The organism is Streptomyces sp. NPDC046712 (assembly GCF_040645695.1).
GTDB lineage: Bacteria > Actinomycetota > Actinomycetes > Streptomycetales > Streptomycetaceae > Streptomyces.
Map to the genome: position 1 here is coordinate 47,268 of NZ_JBEYYW010000018.1, position 16,301 is coordinate 63,568.

At 72.3% G+C, this 16,301-nt stretch carries 11 protein-coding genes and 1 pseudogene; 7 read left to right on the forward strand and 5 right to left on the reverse strand.

Features of this window, described 5'->3' with window-relative positions:
- Positions 1–8 precede the first annotated feature (8 nt).
- Complete coding sequence (locus ABZ939_RS23140; RefSeq protein WP_361858249.1) at positions 9–3,167, reverse strand: BTAD domain-containing putative transcriptional regulator; 3,159 nt, start codon at positions 3,165–3,167, stop codon at positions 9–11.
- Between the two features lie 152 nt (positions 3,168–3,319).
- On the opposite strand from ABZ939_RS23140, the gene ABZ939_RS23145 reads away from it, so the two are divergent.
- Together ABZ939_RS23145 and ABZ939_RS23150 are read left to right on the forward strand one after the other, a co-directional pair.
- Positions 3,320–3,916, forward strand: a complete 597-nt coding sequence (locus ABZ939_RS23145; RefSeq protein WP_361858251.1) for a TetR/AcrR family transcriptional regulator — start codon at positions 3,320–3,322, stop codon at positions 3,914–3,916.
- Between the two features lie 36 nt (positions 3,917–3,952).
- Positions 3,953–4,123, forward strand: a complete 171-nt coding sequence (locus tag ABZ939_RS23150) for a hypothetical protein (RefSeq protein ID WP_361858253.1) — start codon at positions 3,953–3,955, stop codon at positions 4,121–4,123.
- A gap of 203 nt (positions 4,124–4,326) precedes the next feature.
- On the opposite strand, the gene ABZ939_RS23155 is transcribed toward ABZ939_RS23150, so the two are convergent.
- Together ABZ939_RS23155 and ABZ939_RS23160 are read right to left on the reverse strand one after the other, a co-directional pair.
- Positions 4,327–6,651, reverse strand: a complete 2,325-nt coding sequence (locus ABZ939_RS23155; RefSeq protein ID WP_361858255.1) for an FtsX-like permease family protein — start codon at positions 6,649–6,651, stop codon at positions 4,327–4,329.
- Between the two features lie 80 nt (positions 6,652–6,731).
- Positions 6,732–7,421 (reverse strand): ABC transporter ATP-binding protein, encoded by a 690-nt coding sequence (locus ABZ939_RS23160; RefSeq protein ID WP_361858258.1) that lies wholly within the window; start codon positions 7,419–7,421, stop codon positions 6,732–6,734.
- A 616-nt stretch (positions 7,422–8,037) separates the two neighbouring features.
- Between ABZ939_RS23160 and ABZ939_RS23165 the strand changes: the two genes are divergently transcribed.
- Together ABZ939_RS23165 and ABZ939_RS23170 are read left to right on the forward strand one after the other, a co-directional pair.
- Positions 8,038–9,093: a histidine kinase gene (locus ABZ939_RS23165; RefSeq protein WP_361858261.1), complete on the forward strand. Its 1,056-nt coding sequence runs from the start codon at positions 8,038–8,040 to the stop codon at positions 9,091–9,093.
- The gene (locus tag ABZ939_RS23170; RefSeq protein ID WP_361858264.1) at positions 9,090–9,782 is read left to right on the forward strand and encodes a response regulator transcription factor; all 693 of its coding nucleotides are present in this window, start codon (positions 9,090–9,092) and stop codon (positions 9,780–9,782) included. Before ABZ939_RS23165 ends, ABZ939_RS23170 begins: the two co-directional genes overlap by 4 nt.
- 122 nt (positions 9,783–9,904) lie before the next feature.
- Here ABZ939_RS23170 and ABZ939_RS23175 read toward each other — a convergent pair whose 3' ends face one another.
- Positions 9,905–11,350, reverse strand: coding sequence for a glyceraldehyde-3-phosphate dehydrogenase (locus ABZ939_RS23175; RefSeq protein WP_361858267.1), 1,446 nt, complete (start codon positions 11,348–11,350; stop codon positions 9,905–9,907).
- Between the two features lie 235 nt (positions 11,351–11,585).
- Here ABZ939_RS23175 and ABZ939_RS23180 point away from each other — a divergent pair, with 235 nt between their 5' ends.
- On the forward strand, positions 11,586–12,209 hold the full coding sequence (locus ABZ939_RS23180; RefSeq protein WP_361858270.1) for a dihydrofolate reductase family protein: 624 nt from the start codon (positions 11,586–11,588) through the stop codon (positions 12,207–12,209).
- An 18-nt stretch (positions 12,210–12,227) separates the two neighbouring features.
- On the opposite strand, the gene ABZ939_RS23185 is transcribed toward ABZ939_RS23180, so the two are convergent.
- Complete coding sequence (locus ABZ939_RS23185) at positions 12,228–13,133, reverse strand: EamA family transporter (protein WP_361858273.1); 906 nt, start codon at positions 13,131–13,133, stop codon at positions 12,228–12,230.
- Between the two features lie 68 nt (positions 13,134–13,201).
- On the opposite strand from ABZ939_RS23185, the pseudogene ABZ939_RS23190 reads away from it, so the two are divergent.
- A pseudogene (locus tag ABZ939_RS23190) lies at positions 13,202–14,037 on the forward strand (LysR family transcriptional regulator).
- Positions 14,038–14,123: 86 nt separating this feature from the next.
- Positions 14,124–16,295, forward strand: a complete 2,172-nt coding sequence (locus tag ABZ939_RS23195) for a hypothetical protein (protein WP_361858276.1) — start codon at positions 14,124–14,126, stop codon at positions 16,293–16,295.
- Positions 16,296–16,301 lie beyond the last annotated feature (6 nt).

The following is a 16,301-nucleotide window of genomic DNA, read 5'->3' on the forward strand; positions in this document are numbered from 1 at the left end:
CCTACCGGCTACGACGCGGCCGGCGGGCCGGGTTCCCCGGTCAGCCGGTTCAGCGCCTCTTGTCTCGGCATCTCGGCGCCCTGACGGTACGCCTCGCGGTAGGCGTCCTCGCCGAGCTTCTCGATGAGTTCGGCGATCAGGGCACGCATCTCCGGATCCCCGTGGTCGAACGCGCCTCGGACGGCCTGGGTCATCCCCTGGGCGGTCGCCGCACCGATCGGATCACCTTCCAGGGCGAGCAACAGGGCGAGCTGCTCCGCGACCCAGGTCAGGCCGTTGTTGTCGCCCCGGGAGACATAGCCGCGCACGGCCCTGGGCAGCAGGGAGCGGGCCTCTTCGGCCGCTCCTCGCGTGATCCGGTTCGCCATCCTCCCACCGGCGATGATGTCGCGGCTCGTCTCCTCGGGGTACGGAAGGCGATGCACGAGTCCCTCCATCCGGTCCAGGGCCTCCTCGGCCCGGTCCAGGTCACCCGCAATGCGATGCGTGTAGGCAAGTTGAGTCTCCATGCCGACCTCCACTCGCCGATGGCCCCGCTCCCTGGCCTGTCGCTGGGCAGCGTGGGCGTCCCGCAGGGCTCCGTCGAGGTCTCCGGAGCGCGCCCGCTCCTGCGAAAGCCGGAACTTGGTCCACATGAGGTGTTCCTCCGTACCGAGTTCGGTGCTGATCGCGACCGCTCGTTCGAAGGCTGCGATGGCCGGACCGTACTCGCCCCGCAGGGAATGGTCCCGGCCGAGCGGGAGCAGGCACATCACCAGGCCCCAGCGGTCGCCCACCTCCTCGAAGCCGCGCAACGCCTCGCGCCGAGCCTCGGCGCCGCTCTCCAGGTCTCCCTGTTCGGTGAGGACGAAGTCGTGCGCCCAGTACGCGCTCGCCCGCACCCAGGGGTCCGAGGACCGCAGGGACTGCTGGAGCCCGCGCTCCCGTTCGTCCTCGCCCGCCAGCTGCGACATACGCAGCAGCGGCAGCGCCGGATGGAAGCCGAGGACCTCGGCCGCGTCGAGGTCACCCTCCCCCGGAGGCGCGGCGGCGCCTGCGGAATCCGGGGCACCCGCCGCGCTGTGTACGAGACCGAAGGCGACGCGCGTCTCCTCCGGCAGCTCGTCCCCGAAGTCGAGGACCGCCGCCAGGAACGTCTCGAACTGGGTGGTCATCCCCCTGATCCCCCAGTACCAGAACATCGCCCGGACGAACCGGGAGGCCCGCGGCGCGTCCCGCGCGTCGAGCACCGAGCGGAGCGCGGCGACCATGTTGTCGTGCTCGGCGTCGAAGACCGCGATCGCGCGCAGCTGTTCACCGGTACGGAGCAGGGGTTCGAGCTCCTCGGCCAGGGCGAGGAAGTGGTCGGCGAACCGCGTGGCGACGTCGTCCCCGGCCCGTACGAGACGGTCGGCCGCGTAGGCGCGGACCGTCTCCAGCATCCGGTACCGGGGCTCGCCGTCCCCGGAGGAGTCCACCAGGGACTTCTCGACGAGGGTGCCGAGCACGTACACCACGTCCTCGGCGGGCAGTTCGTCGTCCGAGCAGACTCCCTCGAGGGCGGCGAGCGTGGCTCCGCCGGGGAACACGGACAGCCGGCGCGCCAGGATACGTTCCGGCTCGTCGAGGAGGTCCCAGCTCCATTCGACGAGCGCGAGGAGCGTGCGCTGGCGCGGCAGCGCGGTCCTGCTCCCCGAGGTCAGCAGGCGGAAACGGTCGTCGAGGCGCCGCGCGATCTGGTCGACGCTCATCGAGCGCAGTTTGGCCGCGGCCAGTTCGAGCGCGAGTGGCATGCCGTCGAGGCGCCGGCAGATCTCCACCACGGCGTCCACCGTGGTGTCGTCGAGCGTGAAACCCGGCTTGACGCCGACGGCGCGGTCGACGAACAGCCGCACCGCGCCCGAGTCGGCCGCCTCGGCGAACTCACGGGACTGCGCGGGCAGTTCCAGTGGGCCGAGCGGGCACAGCACCTCACCGGTGATGGCGAGGGCTTCCCTGCTGGTGGCGAGGATCCTCAACTGAGGGAGTCGGTCGAGGAGTTCCTCGGCGAGTTCCGCCGCGGCCTCGACCAGGTGCTCGCAGTTGTCGAGGACGAGGACCGCCTCGCCGCCGTCGAAGAGCTCGGCCAGCCGGTCGACGGGCGTCACGCGCCGGCCCTGACCTCCGTCGTACAGGCGGCCGTCCTTGGAGCTCAGCGCGCCGAGGACCGCGTCGGCGAGCTGGTCCCCGGGGCCCACGCCGGCCAGCGGCACGAACCAGACCCGACCGCGTCCGTACGCCCGGTGCCGGCTCGCCGCTTCGAGGGAGAGCCTGGTCTTGCCCGCACCACCGAAGCCGACGATGGTGACGAGCCGGGAGGCGGCCATCAGATCAGCGATCCGGTCGAGTTCGCGATCGCGGCCGACGAAGCTGGTCAGCCGGGCAGGAAGGCGGCTGGGCGCGCTCTCGGTCCGGGCCTGCGGCGCGGTCAACTCGCCCCTAAGCAGGGACAGATGGACCTCCTGGAGTTCCGCCGAGGGGTCGACGCCGAGCTCGTCGCCGAGCCTGCCGCGCATCTCCTCGTAGACGGCGAGCGCGTCGGACTGCCGACCGGCCGCGGAGAGAGCCCGCATGCGCAGGCCGGCGATCCGCTCGCTCAACGGGCGTTCCGTTCCGGCCGCTTCGAGGTCGGCGAGGACCTCGGCGTACCGCCCGAGTCGCAGCTCGGCGTCGAAGCGGTCCTCGGCCGCTGCGGCCCGCACGTCGTCGAGGCGCGTGGCGACGGGCCCGGCGAACGGGGCGTCCAGCACGTCCGCGAGGGCCGGGCCGCGCCACAGCGCGAGGGCCGTGCCGAGCAGCGAGGCCGCTTCGTCGAGGCGGCCGGCCGCCAGCTCGCGCCGCCCTTGGGCCGCCAACTCCTCGAAGCGGTACGCGTCCACGTCCTCGTCGCGCACCGACAGCCGGTAACCCCCGGCCACGGACTCGAGTGTGCCGGCGCCCCGAAGGGCCTTCCTCAGCCGGGACACCAGGGCCTGGAGGGCGTTGCCCGCCTCGGCCGGGGGCTCCGTACCCCACAGTCCGTCGACGAGCGCGTCTACGGACACCGGCCGGCCTCCTTCGAGTGCGAGCCGGGCCAGCAGCATCCGCAGCCGGACCCCTCCGATGTCGATCGGCGTCGCGTCGTCCGTACCGGCTCCGACCGGTCCCAACAGGACAATCCTCACAGTTTCAGCCTCCCCCGGGCCACGACCGCTTCACGGTTCCGCACCGTGGGAGGATCCTAACGATCAAGCGTTCTCCCGCGTCGTCGCGTCCGGCGTGAGCGCTAGTCTGACTGCCATGACGTCGACGGGACCCCACCATGGCTCCTAAGCAGCAGCGGGGGGAGGCCACCGTCGACCGCCTCCTGACCGCGGCGCTCCAGGTGTACGCGAAATCCGGCCAGCAGGGGTTCACCGTGAACGCGGTGACCGCGGCCAGCGGGGTCAGCCTGGGCAGCCTCTACCACCACTTCGGCAGCTTCGACGGCCTCGCCGCCGGTCTCTACATCCGCTGCATGGGGCAGTTGTGCGACGAGGTCTTCGACCAGCTGGGCCGCACCCGCACCCCGCGCACCGGCGTCCGCGCGCTCGTCACGGCGTATCTGCGGTTCACGGTGGAGCACCGCGACGCCGCGCTCTTCCTGCATGCCTCCGCCTACTCCGGCTATCTGGCGTCGCACGCCGAGGAGATCCGGGCGTTCAAGACGGCCAGGTTCGCGTCGATCGCCGACTGGCTGCGGCCCCACATCGAGGCCGGCGTGATCGCGCCGCTCCCGACGCCCGTGATCGAGGTGCTGGTCATGGGGCCGATCGAGGAGACGGCGCGCCGCTGGTTGTCGAGCACGTACGACATCGACCTGAACCAGGCCGCCAGGATTCTCCCCGACCGGATCTGGCGGTCCCTGCAGCCCGACTGACGGCACGTCCGGACGTTCTTCCTACGAGGAGGCACCGTGACGGAACACGTCAAGTACCTGCCCGCCGCGGCGATACCCGAGGGTGGCGTCACGGCCTGGACGGTGGCCGAGGGCGAGCGGTGGCTCAAGGCCCGGGTCCCGCCGTCCTCGCCCCGGTGGCGTGCACGTGGCTCCTCGCCGCCCTGGTCGTCCTCGCCTGGGTGCTGACCCCCGGGCGGCCGCTCCCCTGCACCTGCCCCGAGTGCCTGCCCTCCCAGCGGCTGGCGGCCGACCCTCTTCGGCACGTCCGTTCTTCGGCACGTCCGTTCTTCGGCACGTCCGTACGTAGCTCGGGCCCCTCCACGGCGTGATGGTCCATCACGCGGTCACCCACGGCTCCACGGCGGCGCGCCGCCTGAGCCGCGCCCCCGTCACTCCGTCCGCAGCGCTCGTGCCGTCGGGGTCCGGGCCGCCCAGAGCGCCGGGACCACCGCACCCGTGAGCGCGATCGCCACGCCGGCCAGGGCGAGCGTGGCCAGGAGCGGGGCGCCGTACACGTCGATATGGGCGCCCGGAATCGTGGTGCCGACCGCGCGGCCCATCGCCGGCATCACCGTGCGGTGCAGCGCCACCCCGAGCGGTACCCCGATCACCCCCGCGACGAGGCCGATCGCGCCCACCGAGGTGAGGACCTGGACGACCGTCTGACGGGGGCTCATGCCCAGGGCCTTGAGCACCCCCAGGTCCCGGACCCGTTCCCGGGTGTCGAGCACCACGGTGTTGAGGACGCCCAGGCAGGCCACCGCGACCAGCATCGCCGTCAGCATCGCGATCAGCGCCTGCATCGCCAGGATCACGGTCGACCTGCCGGCCTCCGTCGGGGCCGCGTACGCGCCGAGCGGTGTCAGGGCGGCGTTCAGTTCCTCGACGTAACGGGCCGGGTCCGTACCCGGCGTGAGCTCGACGGCGAAGCCGGCCGGCATGAAGCGGGTCTGCAGCGCGGCGACCGACGACGCGTCGGTGCGCAGCGCCATCCCCTTGTCGCCCAGGTCGAAGACCTCGCCGACGATCCGCAGCCGGACGGTGCGACCCCGGTCCGTCAGGGCCACCGTCTCCCCCACCCGCACCCCCGCGACCTGCAGGAAGCGCGAGGCCGCGACCGCCTCGCCGGGGCCGCTGAACCACCGCCCGGAGACCATCGTGGCACCGGTGGCGGAGGAGTCTCCGTCGTACGCGACGAGGGGTGCGCCACCCTTCAGACCGGCGACGCCGACCTCCGACTTGGCGGTCCGGTAGAAGGACGCGGTCTCCGGGCGGGCCCCGATCGCCGCCGCGACCTTCGCCGGGTCGGCCGGCGTCGGGGGCCCCGCGTCATCGGGCTGCGGCCGGGCCACCGTGTGGACCGTGACGGTGCCGCCGCGGTCCGGGTCCCCGCCCGTCTTGACCGCCACGAGCGTGCTGCCCAAGCCGACCGCGAAGGTCACCGCCAGGGCTCCGAACGCGACCGCCGCGGCCATCGTCGCCGAGCGTGCCGGCCGGGCGAACGGACTCGCGAGCCCCAGGCCGACCGGCCGCGGCAGAGGCAGCCGGCCGAGCAGATGGCGTACTCGACGCCCCTGTCCGCCGCCTCCGGTCCGGTCGGCACCGAGCACCCGCACGGTGCGCAACCGCGCGGCTCGCAGGGCAGGGACGAACGCGGTGGCGGCGACCACCAGCAGGGCGCCGGCCGGCACCGCCAGATCCACCCACACGGGGATCAGCACCGCCGCCGTGCCGTACGCCTCCGCCATCTCCGCCATCAGCGGCACGGCGGTCACGTTGCCCAGGGCCGCGCCCAGGACGGCGCCCACCGATGCCGGGATCAGCGCCTGGCCGACGTACGCCCGCCCCACCTGGAGCGGCGTGAAGCCGAGGGACTTCAGGATCCCGATCCGCCGGGTCGCGGCACCTACGGCGCCGCTGACGACGATGCCGATCACCAGGACGGACATGGCGAGGCCGAGCAGGGCGAAAGCGGTGATGAAGGGGACGTAGGCGGCGGTGTTCTCCTGGGCGGTCTGCTTGACGTCGAGGTACGACTGTGTGCCCGCGATCGCCCGCGGCGGCACGGCGGCGGCGATCGCCGCGCGGCCGGCCTCGATGTCGGCGCGGGTCGCGGAGGCGGTGAACCGGTAGAGCATCTGCTGCCCGAGCGGTGTCCCCGGGGATGTTCCGGACGGTGAGCCGGGCGGTGTGCGGGTCTTTGTGCCGGCCAGCTCGGGCAGCTGCGCGGGCACGACCCAGGCGTCGGCGCTCTCTCCCACCGACTCGGCGATCCCGACCACGGTGAGCTCGGTGTCACCGGCCCGGAATGTCTTCGCGAGCGGGTTGCCGCGCTGCACCGCGCCCCGCTCCATCACGATCTCCCCGGGGGCCTCGGCCCAGCGCCCCTCGACCGTCTCCACCCGGTCCACAGCGGTCTCGGCCGAGCCGCGCCCGACCACCGTCATGGCCGGCGGTTCGAAGCCCGGCGGGGCCCCCTCGGTGTCGTACAGCCGCACGGAGGCCACGGCGAACGGGCCCGCGGCCGCAGCCACTCCGGCGGCGTCGGCGGTCGCCCCGAGCCGTCCGGAGGCGACGGCCGAGCCGTCGAACTGCACCGTCAGATGCGCCCCTCGCTGCTGGGCGAAGGCCCGGTCGAACGGCCCCTGCGAGGCCACGAGCAGCCCGACCGCGAGGACCGCGGCCGCCACCGAGAGAAGGGTCGTCAGCATCATCACCGCGGTCTGCACCCGGCGTCGCCCGACCCCGCCGCGGACCACCCTGCCCAGAGCGCCACGCCGGACCACCGGGCGGCTCACCGGGCCACCGCCCGCACGTCGCGCGCGATCCGGCCGTCGACCAGCTCGATCGTCCGCGTCGCGCAGGACTCGGCGAGCGCCAGGTCGTGGGTCACCAGGATGATGCTCTGCCCGTCGGCGTTGAGCTCGCGCAGCAGGTCGCGTACGTCCGCCCCGGAGGCGGTGTCCAGCGCGCCCGTGGGCTCGTCGGCGAGCAGCAGCGGTGGGCGGTTCATCAAGGCCCGGGCGACCGCGACGCGTTGACGCTCCCCGCCGGACAGCCGGCCAGGATAGGCGCGGGCGTGCCGGTCGATGCCGAGCTGTTCGAGGAGTTCGGCGGCGCGGGCCGCCGCCCGCGCGGGCGCCATACCGGACAGCTGGGCGGGCAGCAGCACGTTGTCGGTGACGGTGAGGTCGTCGAGGAGATTGAAGAACTGGAAGACCATGCCGATGCGGGAGCGCCGGTATTTCGCGGAGGCGGTCTCGTTCAGTCGGTCGACGCGCAGCCCGTCGACGCTCACGCTGCCCGTGGTGGGACGGTCGAGGCCGGCGATCATGTTGAGCAGCGTCGACTTTCCGCTGCCGGACGGGCCGAGCACGGCAAGCGCCTCTCCGGGGTGCACCTGGAGCGTCAGCCCGTCCAGGGCGGGTGGGCCCTCGTCGTACGCCTTGCTCACCTCGCGTACGTCGATGAGGGGGTCGGTCATGGGTCTCCTCCACGGCTCGGATCGGTCGGAAGGACGCTAGGAGGGAGGGGGTCGCGGGCACGTCGGCCGCGGTGCGGAAGACGCGTACCGTGTGCGGCTGACAAGGGCGGTGCGTCATCCCTGCGATGTACGCGTGTGATGTACGGCCGTGCGTCCCACGGCCGATTCGGCACCGTGGACCGCTTGGCACACTGAGCCGGTGAGCAGGGAAGCAGAGTCAGTCGTCCGTCGGCTCCGCGCGGGGTGGTCCGTCGGCGCGCCGCCGGCGTTGTCGCCCCGGTCCTGGGCCGCCGATGCGGTGATCGCCCTGACGCTGGCGGTGTGCACCGTGGTGGGTGATCTGGACCGGTCGTACGTGGAGTTGGTGCGCGGGGAGCCCCACCAGCCCGACGTCCCTACCCCGGTCGAGCCGCCGCCGGTTCCGCCGGTCTCACCGGTCCCGCCCGTCTCTCCGGTCCCGCCCGTCTCTCCGAACTCTCCTGTTCCACCGGTTCCGCCAGTCCCGCCAGTTCCGCCAGTCCCGCCAGTTCCACCGGTCCCGCCAGTTCCACCGGTCCCGCCGGTCCCGCCGGTCCCGCCGGTCCCGCCGCCCGGATCCCAGCAGGTCCTGCCCGCGGTGGAGCACACGCTGCCGCCGGTGGAACTCTGGGAGCTTCTCGCGGCGGTGCTGACCGCCCTTCCGCTGGTGCTGCGTCGCCGCTTCCCGCTGGCCGCGTACTGGGCGGTGGTGGCGGCGACGGTGCTGCTGCACCTTGGCGACGTCGCCAAGGACGCCACCACGGTCACCTTCGCCTCCGGTCTGATCGCGGCGTACAGCGCGGCGATGTACAGCCCCCACCGCAAGGCAACCGCGGTCTCGTTGGTCGCCGGGGCGGTGCTGTACGCGGCGACGCCTCTGGTCCCCGAGGTGGACGCGGGCCTGGTCCCCGTCCTCGTCCTGCTCCCGGTCGCCATGGCGGCGCACGGCATCCACACCTGGCGGCAGCGGGCGCAGGCGCTGCGGGAGGAGCAACAGGCAGCGCTGCGGCGGGCGGTGGAGCAGGAGCGTGCGCGGATCGCCCGTGAGTTGCACGACGTGGTCACGCACAACGTGAGCATGATGACGATTCAGGCGGGCGCCGCGCGCAAGGTGCTGGACGCGTCGCCCGAGCAGGCCCGGGAGGCGATGCTGGCGGTGGAGGCGGCCGGCCGCACGGCGATGTCGGAGCTGCGCCATGTGATGGGGCTGCTGACCATGGCCGCCGACGGTCCCGATCCGGCCGCGACCGTGGATCTGGCCCCGCAGCCCGGTCTCGACCGGCTGGAGGAGCTGGCCGGGCGGGTGCGGGACACGGGCGTGCGGGTGGAGTTGACGGTGCGGGGCACTCCGGCGGCGTTGCCGGCCGGGGTCGATCTGGCGGCGTACCGGGTGGTGCAGGAGGCGCTGACGAACGCGGTGAAGCATGCCGCGGGGGCGAGTGTGTCCGTCATCGTGGAGTACGCGCCGGGCGAGATACGGGTGGAGGTGGCGGACACCGGCGGGGAGGCGCTCCCGCCGGCCGGCCCCGGCGGCGGGCGCGGGCTCATGGGTCTGCGCGAACGCCTCGCCGTCTACGGCGGTACGCTGCACGCGGGCAGGCGCCCGCGCGGGGGCTACCGGGTCCGCGCGGTGATTCCGGTGGAGGATCCGTGACCGAGGCACCGCGCGTAGTGATCGTCGACGACCAGGCCCTGGTGCGGACCGGCTTCCGGATGATCCTGACCGCCGACGGCATCGATGTGGTCGCGGAGGCGTCCGACGGGGACGAGGCGGTCGCCGCGGTCCGCCGCACGCGACCCGACGTGGTCCTGATGGACATCCGGATGCCGGGCACGGACGGTCTGGAGGCCACGCGCCGCATCCTGCGGGACGAGGGGACGGCGGCGCCCCGCATCGTCATCCTGACCACCTACGACCTCGACCAGTACGTCTACGCCGCGCTGAGCGCGGGCGCGAGCGGCTTCCTGTTGAAGGACGTCACTCCCGAACACCTGGCGGCCGCGGTCCGTCTGGTCCGCTCGGGGGACGCCCTGCTGGCCCCGGCCATCACCCGCCGCCTGGTGGAGCGCTTCGCCGCGTCCCGGGAGCGGACGACGTCGCTGCACCGCGACCTTTCCACGCTCACGCCGCGCGAGTTGGAGGTTCTCGAAGCGCTGGCCGGGGGCGACAGCAACGCCGAACTGGCGGCCCGCTTCCGGCTGAGCGAGGCCACCGTCAAGACGCATGTCGCCCGCATCCTCGCGAAGCTCCGGCTCCGCGACCGCGCGCAGGCGGTGATCGCCGCGTACGAGACGGGCCTGGTCACCCCGGGCTCCGACGGCGCCCCGCGCCGGGAGTTCTGACCTTCTCGCTCCGTACGCCGACGGGGCGGCGGTGGGCGGGTGCGTGATCCCTTTCGGGATCTGTCGCACCCGCTCCACCGCCGCCCCGTTCAGCGGGACCCGGACGTGCCGGACCGGCGAGGTCAGACCACGGGCACCGGGTAGGTCGGGTACTCGACCCCGGACACGTGCTGGACGACGCGGATGACCTGGCAGGAGTAGCCGAACTCGTTGTCGTACCAGAGGTAGAGGATCGCGTTGTCACCGTCGACCTTGGTGGCGCCGGCGTCGACGATCGACGCGTGGCGCGATCCGACGAAGTCCATGGAGACGGCGTCGGGGGCGGTGGTGAAGTCGATCTGGCGCTTGAGCGGCGAGTGCAGCGAGACGTCACGGAGGTACTCGAGGACCTCGTCGCGGGTGGTCTCGCGGCCCAGGCGCAGGCTGAGGATGGCGATCGAGACGTCCGGGACGGGGACGCGGATCGAGCTGCCGGTGATCGGCGCCTTGAGCTCGGGCAGCGCCTTGGCGACGGCGGAGGCGGCGCCGGTCTCGGTGATGACCATGTTGAGCGGCGCGGAACGGCCGCGACGGTCGGCCTTGTGGTAGTTGTCCAGAAGGTTCTGGTCGTTGGTGAACGAGTGGACGGTCTCCACGTGACCGCGCAGCACGCCGTACTCGTCGTCCATGGCCTTCAGCGGCGGGACGATCGCGTTGGTGGTGCAGGAGGCGCAGGACAGGATCTGCTCGTCCGGCTTGATCGTGTCGTGGTTGACGCCGTGCACGATGTTCGGGACGTCGCCCTTGCCCGGAGCGGTCAGGACGACCTTGTCGATACCGGGACGCAGGTGCTTCGACAGGCCCTCGCGGTCCCGCCACTTGCCCGTGTTGTCGATGAGGATGGCGTCGTTGATCCCGTACGCCGTGTAGTCGACCTCGGAGGGGTCGTTGGCGTAGATCACCTTGATGGTGTTGCCGTTGGCGATGATCGTGCTCGTCGCCTCGTCCACCGTGATGGTGCCCTGGAACTGGCCGTGGATGGAGTCGCGGCGCAGCAGCGAGGCGCGCTTGACCAGATCCTGGTCGCCGCCACCGCGGACCACGATGGCACGCAGGCGCAGGCCGTTGCCCGAGCCGGCCTTCTCGATGAGGAGGCGGGCGACGAGGCGACCGATGCGACCGAAGCCGTAGAGGACGACGTCGCGTCCCGCGCCGCGCTCGATCTTGTTGGCACCGGTGGCGCCGGCGACGGCCGCGGCGGTGAACTCCTCCACCGACTGACCGTGGTCGTCGGTCTTGTACGTCGCGGCGAGCATGCCGATGTCGATCTGCGAGGGACCGAGGTCGAGCGCGGCGAGCGCCTGCAGGAAGGGCATCGTCTCGGTGACCGAGAGTTCCTCACCGGCGATCTGCCGGGCGAACCGGTGGGTCTTGAGGATGCTCACCACTGACTTGTTCACCAAGGAGCGGCTGTGCAGCAGGACCGTCACGTCCCGCTCGCGGTGCAGCTTCCCGATGATGGGGATCATCGACTCCGCGATCTCCTCGCGGGTCTTCCAGTTGGTGAACGAGTCATCATTGACAGTCACAGGTTTATCTTTCGAGCTAGGCGGCGCTCATATGCTAACCCGCCCTCTCTTTGATCGTTCAAGGGGGCCACTCTGTGAACGATCTGACACCTCTTGATCAGCATTCCTCCGGTTCTGTCCCTGAATCCGGGCCCGCTGCGGGCCGCCCCGGCGTGCCGTCGGCCGACGACGAGTTACGGGCCGTAGCGGCGTCTACCGTCGGAAGGCACATCGTCGGAACCCCCCGGAGCGTGGCATGAGGAAGATCGTCTCCCAGCTGTTCATCTCGCTCGACGGCGTCGTCGAGGATCCCCACACCTGGCACTTCCCGTACTTCAACGACGAGATGGGCATCGCGGTCGACGGCGTCCTGGGCCGGGTGGACACGCTCCTCCTGGGGCGCCGGACGTACGACAGCTTCGCCGGGGCGTGGCCCGAGCGCGAGGCGGCGGGCGGCGAGGACGCCCCCTTCGCCAAGGTGCTCGGTGACGCGCGGAAGATCGTCGCCTCCCATCGGCCGCTCGCTCCGACCTGGCGGAACTCCGAGCTGCTCCAGGGCGACCTCCTCGACGCGGTCACGACGCTGAAGAACGAGCCGGGCGAGAGCCGAATCGCGATCAGCGGATCGGTGTCCCTGGTACGGCAACTTCTCGCCGCCGGTCTGCTGGACGAGCTCAACCTGCTGGTGCACCCGATCGCCGTGCGCAAGGGCCTGCGGCTGTTCGACGAAGCCGAGACGCCGACCCCACTGACGCTGCTCTCGGCCGAGACCTTCGCCACCGGCGTCCTCAACCTGATGTACGCCCCCGCCGCCCCGGCCGCCGAGGCGGGGTACGACGACGCCAAGGGCCATCTGCCCCGCTCCGCCCAGGAGGACTGACGTTCCGCGGGGCAGGGGTCAGCGGCGTGTCGTGGCGATGGTGAGCACGTTGGCGACGACGACGGCTCCGATGGCGGCCCCGTCGAGTGGGCCCAGGTGCTGTCCGAGCCCGATCCAGCCGACCAGGGCCGCCAGGACGGGGTTGACGCTCATGAAGAGTCCGAAGGCCGCGGCCGGTACATGGCGCAGGGTGAACAGGTCCGCCAGGTACGGGACGGCCGAGGCCAGGACGCCCGCGGCGACGGCGTAGCCGAGGGACGCGGCCGTCGGCGGGTCGCGGAGGACGACGACGATCCCGACGGGCAGGAACATCAGCGCGGAGAGCGTCGCGGCGGCCGCGCTGCCCTGCGCGCCGGGGAGGCGCCGGCCGACGGTGCGGTTGAGCAGGATGTACGACGCCCAGCAGACGGCGGCCAGGAGGCCGAGACCCATGCCGAGGTAGTCGGTCGAGGGCTGCGGGCGCATGAGCGTGACGACACCCGCGGCCGCGAGGACCGCGCAGCAGGCGTCCACCCGGCGGCGGGTGGCGGCCAGGGCGATGGCCAGCGGGCCGAGGAACTCCAGGGTCACGGCCAGCCCCAGGCCGACGCGGTCGATGGCGCTGTAGAGGGACAGGTTCATCGTGCCGAAGACCACCGCCAGGAGGATCACCGGCTGCCACTGCCGCCAGGTGAAGCTCCGCAGCCGCGGCCGGCCGACGGCCAGCAGGACGAGGGCGGCGACGTACTGGCGGACCGCGACGACACCGACCGGGCCGAGGACGGGAAAGGCGAGGGAGCCGGCGGCGGCACCGATCTGTGTGGACAGGCCGCTGCCGAGCATGGCGGCCACCCCGGCGGGGGACGTGCGGCGGGGTGTGCGGGTGGGCGACACCGGGACGGTCCGGTCCGCCGGTGCTCCCGTGGATCGATGGGCTGCGTGCATGGCGTGATCGTGCGCGCCGCCGATCCTTGCGCAAAATGCATGACCGGAAGAATCCATACGCTTGAGTCATGGATATGGAACTGCGTCAGTTGCGCTGTCTCGTCGCGATCGTCGACGAGGGGACGTTCACCGACGCCGCCCTCGCGCTGGGCGTCTCCCAGGCCGCCGTCTCCCGTACCCTCGCCTCCCTCGAACGGGCCCTGGGAGTACGGCTGTTGCGGCGGACCTCCCGCTCGGTGACCCCGACGGCCACCGGGCTGCGGGTGGTGGCGCACGCCCGGCGGGTGCTCGCCGAGGCGGACGCCCTGGTCCGGGAGGCCACGTCCGGGCACCAGATCCTGCGGATCGGGTACGCCTGGTCGGCCCTGGGACGGCATACGCCGACGTTCCAGCGCCGGTGGGCAGCCGCGCACCCGTCGACGGAACTCCGCCTGATCCGCGTCAACTCCTCCACCGCGGGCCTCGCGGAAGGCACATGCGACCTCGCCGTGGTGCGCAGACCACTGGAGGACCGCCGCTTCGACTCGGCCATCGTGGGCCTGGAACGGCGCCTGTGCGCCATGGCCGCCGACGATCCATTGGCCGGGCGTTGGTCGGTCCGGCTCGCCGACCTCAGCGACCACACCCTGCTGATCGAGCGGCGGACCGGGACCACGACGCCGGAGCTGTGGCCGCCGGACTCCCGTCCGGCGACCGAGGAGACCCACGACGTCGACGACTGGCTCACCGCGATCTCCACCGGCCGCCGCATCGGCATGACCGCGGAGGCCACCGCCCGTCAGTACGCCCGACCCGGCGTCGTGTACCGCCCGGTGCGCGACGCCGAGCCGATCGCCGTCCGCCTCGCCATCCCGCCACGCAGGACGTGATCGAACTGCTCACCGCCCTGTACCGCAAGGCGTGACGGAGGGCGGGCCGCAGTCATGATCCATACGGCCCGGCGCGAAAACACGCGTGCAGCGGGTCGCGCCGTTCTGTGATCATGCGGGGATGTCCCATCTCCTCGAACCGCTGGTCGTCCGCCACACCCACCGTCTCCCCGCCCCCACCGGGCCCTCGGGGGACGGTCAGGTCGCCGCGCGGCAGTTCGACGCCGCGCTGATGTCCGTGGGCTTCAAGCTCTCGGCGGACCTGCTCACCCACCTGTCGGGCCTCTCCGGCGACACGGTGACCGCCGTCGCCGTACGGACACTGGGCGTCGTCCGCGAGATGGTCGGCGACCACGTGCAGCACAACGTCTACTTCCGCGACTTCCCGGCCCATGTGCCCGACACCTTCGACTTCTGGATGCGGTGCATCGCCGACGCGCTGAGCGACGAGACGTCCCGCGACCGCACGGTCGCCCAGCTCGAGAGCGGCGTGCTCGACCTGCTCACCCTCCCGTCGTACGGAAACTACCGGCACACCTACGCCGAGATGCTCGCCGCTCACGACGAGCTGACCGCCGCGGCCGGCGACCGCCTGACGGTCCTCCACCTGGGCGGCGACGCGGACGTCGAGGTCTCGGCCCTGTACCTGGCTCTCGCCGGCAGCACCACGCCGCTGGGCGAGGACCACCTGCGCGACCTGGCCACGCTCGCCGCCCACTGCGCGGACGGCCCCCAGCCCGAGGCGGTCCCGATCCGGGAGAACCTCGCCGTCGTCAACCGTGAGCGACTGTCCGCCGGGGCGGACCTCCTTCTCGACACCGTGACCGATGTGCTCCGGCTCGCCTGCGCGCTGTCGGACGGCGACGTCACGCTCCAGGAGCCGACCCGGTTCCGGGCGTTGTCCCGCCCGATCCGCCGCGCGCTGCTCGCGGGCCTGGACTCCGTCGTCGCCGCGGCCCCCGCCAAGCTCGCGGACGTCGGCGCGCACCGCGAGGCGTGGAAGCGTCTCGGCGAACGCCTCCACCCCCACGAGTACCCCCGGTGGCCCCACGCCGCCGAGGTGTTCGCCGTCGCCCGGGGCGAGAGAAAGGTCCGCTCCTTCGACAGCCGTGTCGAGGAGCTGCTCGGCCGCAACGACGTCATCGGTGCGACGGAGCTGCTGAGGTCCGCGCCGGGCATGCTGTTCCGCGCCCTGGACCGTCTGCTGCGCGCGGCGTCGGGCCAGGACGAGCGGGACGCGGTGGTGACCGCCGCCGTCGAGCTCGCGCCGAAGGTCTCCGGCCGCGTCGTGCTGGCGGTACGGGAACACCTCCACAACCGCCACGAGAAGGCGGGCGAACACCGGGTGTTCGTCAACCGCCTCGGCCGCGCCTGGGTCGCCTCCGACACCCGTCGGGCCGTGCTGCCGCCCGATCGCGACCGTCTGATCGCCGCTCTCGACGCCGAGATCCGCCGTCGACTCCCTTCCCCCGGCCATCTGTTGATCGACCCCGACGTCCTCGACGTGGCTCTCCCGCTCAGCGGCCGGGCCGCCGGGTCCGGCCTCGGCGTCCTGCCCCGCGGGTCCGTCACACCGGTCGAGGGCGAACTGCTGCGCTTCTTCGTGTACTGGAAGCAGGCGCACCGCGACACCGACTACGACCTGTCCGCGCTCATGCTGGACGCCGACTACTCGACCCTGTCCTGGCTTTCGTACACCGCTCTCACCGATCTCGAGGGCGAGCACTCCGGCGACATCACCTCGGCGCCCGACGGTGCCTCGGAGTTCATCAACCTGCGCCTGGGTGCCGCCCGGGGCACGTTCATCGTGCCGCAGGTCGACATCTACTCGGGTGAGGGCTTCGAGGAGGTCGAGGAGTCGTTCTTCGGCTTCATGCTGCGCGACGCCGAACAGGGGGGCCGTCCGTTCGAGGCGCGTACGGTGCGGATGAAGTCGGAACTGCGCGGCCCCGGCAGGGTCGCGCTGCCTTTGGCGTTCGTACGCGGCGACGACGGCCGGTGGCGCGCCATCTGGCTGCAGCTGTATCTGAAGGGCCATCCCTCGGCCAACCGGGTCGAAGGAAACCGGATCTCCGTCGCGACGCTGCTCCGCGGCGTCGTCGAGCGCACCCCGCTCACGGTGCGCTACCTCATGGGGCTGTTCGCGGACGGAACGGCGGCCACGACGGTGTGGGACGGGACGACCGTCCCGGAGGGTCCGGTCACGTACATCGGTCTGCAGCGCCCGGAGGGTCTGCACCCCGGCTCCCGGATCGTGACGCCGGAAAACCTGCGCGACCTGATCCCCGAGTGACTGCTA

Bases quoted from the DNA above. Each gene is read 5' to 3' on its own strand.
- ABZ939_RS23145 (WP_361858251.1), top strand. From the start codon at position 3,320: ATGGCTCCTAAGCAGCAGCGGGGGGAGGCCACCGTCGACCGCCTCCTG.
- ABZ939_RS23155 (WP_361858255.1), bottom strand. From the start codon at position 6,651: ATGATGCTGACGACCCTTCTCTCGGTGGCGGCCGCGGTCCTCGCGGTC.
- ABZ939_RS23160 (WP_361858258.1), bottom strand. From the start codon at position 7,421: ATGACCGACCCCCTCATCGACGTACGCGAGGTGAGCAAGGCGTACGAC.
- ABZ939_RS23180 (WP_361858270.1), top strand. From the start codon at position 11,586: ATGAGGAAGATCGTCTCCCAGCTGTTCATCTCGCTCGACGGCGTCGTC.
- ABZ939_RS23185 (WP_361858273.1), bottom strand. From the start codon at position 13,133: ATGCACGCAGCCCATCGATCCACGGGAGCACCGGCGGACCGGACCGTC.
- ABZ939_RS23195 (WP_361858276.1), top strand. From the start codon at position 14,124: ATGTCCCATCTCCTCGAACCGCTGGTCGTCCGCCACACCCACCGTCTC.